A 1308-nucleotide genomic window follows, 5' to 3' on the forward strand; every position below is an offset into this window, starting at 1 on the left:
ACTTTCACCACAGATTAATAGCATGCCCGTCATACTAAAAAAGGTACCCGTCATGACAACGAGTACCTAAATATCAATATATATTTTAAATAATACATTTTATTACTAGACAGTAATAATTAAAAAGATATATAATAACTATTGAAAGATAAGATAACAAAATAGAACGGTGGCAATACCTTTTGAAATCCTCCTATTGTTTTAGAAGGGAGGTTATGTGTTATGATTGAGTATTTCCTTACAGGAATAGTTATTCCTATATTTATAGGAGTAGCAATAGACAAAATATCTAACAAAAAAGAAAAAAACCACCAATCTATTGGCCGTAGTGGTGGTTTCACATTTTCTATAACTATTAAGTTTAGAAAAAAATAACCTTTAAAGCTATCGTTTCTGTTATTCTTATCTTTCTTTATTATAACATACTTTACTATTATAAGAAATACAAATATCTGAATATAATAATTATCTTTTTATTTTCAAAAATTTGCTAGATTATTTAATTATATAAAATACTTAAACAAACCACTCCCAATTATATAATAAAAAATTACAAGCCCAAGCTAATAATATATAAATTACTGGCTCTAAATTTCCTAATGAAACAGTTCTTTTTTCTTCCTTTCTATTGAAAAAGTGTCTTCCTATCAATTTCCAAACCACAAAACCAAAAATTGCTCCCAAAACATTTATCATTAAATCATCTATATCCACTAATCTATTTGTTGGAAGCTGCGAAAATTCAATTAACATAGAAAAAACTAAACCTGTTAAAGCAACTTTTATTGGATTTCTAAAATTTTTCCATATATATGGCAGTAAAAATCCAAGTGGCATAAGCATAATGATATTCATGACGTATGTAAATATACCATCTGACTGGAAAGGAATTAAGCTTATATTAGCTTGCTGCAATGTAGCAATTAAACCACCTTTAGAAATCATCTCCCATATTGATCCAATTCCTGTTACTGAAAATACAAGATAAACATAAATCATCATAATAAATGTCCATAAATAATGGCTTGTAGTAGATTTTTTATTGAAAAATAACATAATCACTTGATATATCAATACAGGTAGTACAGTTAAAATAGTTGGAATAAATAGCATAAAAGTCATATTTATCACTCCTTATCAATATAAAATTAATAAAATATTTCTAATTTTGCTTTTAATTTTATATTAAAATACATAGATTATTATTAAAATTTATCAAAACTTTTCTAAATTTTTATATCGAATTATTATTTTCCAATATCAAGTAGGGGCTAACTTGTAGCCCCTCTCACACCACGGAGCGTGCCG

General features: G+C 26.3%; 2 protein-coding genes. One reads left to right on the top strand and one right to left on the bottom strand.

What is annotated here, in order from left to right; genetic code table 11:
• Positions 1-222 precede the first annotated feature (222 nt).
• Positions 223-375: a hypothetical protein gene (locus tag DWX74_RS11150; protein WP_158573271.1), complete on the top strand. Its 153-nt coding sequence runs from the start codon at positions 223-225 to the stop codon at positions 373-375.
• A gap of 141 nt (positions 376-516) precedes the next feature.
• Here DWX74_RS11150 and DWX74_RS10880 read toward each other — a convergent pair whose 3' ends face one another.
• On the bottom strand, positions 517-1122 hold the full coding sequence (locus DWX74_RS10880; RefSeq protein WP_118549960.1) for a VanZ family protein: 606 nt from the start codon (positions 1120-1122) through the stop codon (positions 517-519).
• Positions 1123-1308: the final 186 nt, after the last annotated feature.

It is taken from the genome of Peptoclostridium sp. AF21-18 (assembly GCF_003478825.1).
In the GTDB taxonomy this organism is placed as follows: Bacteria; Bacillota; Clostridia; order Peptostreptococcales; family Peptostreptococcaceae; genus Peptacetobacter.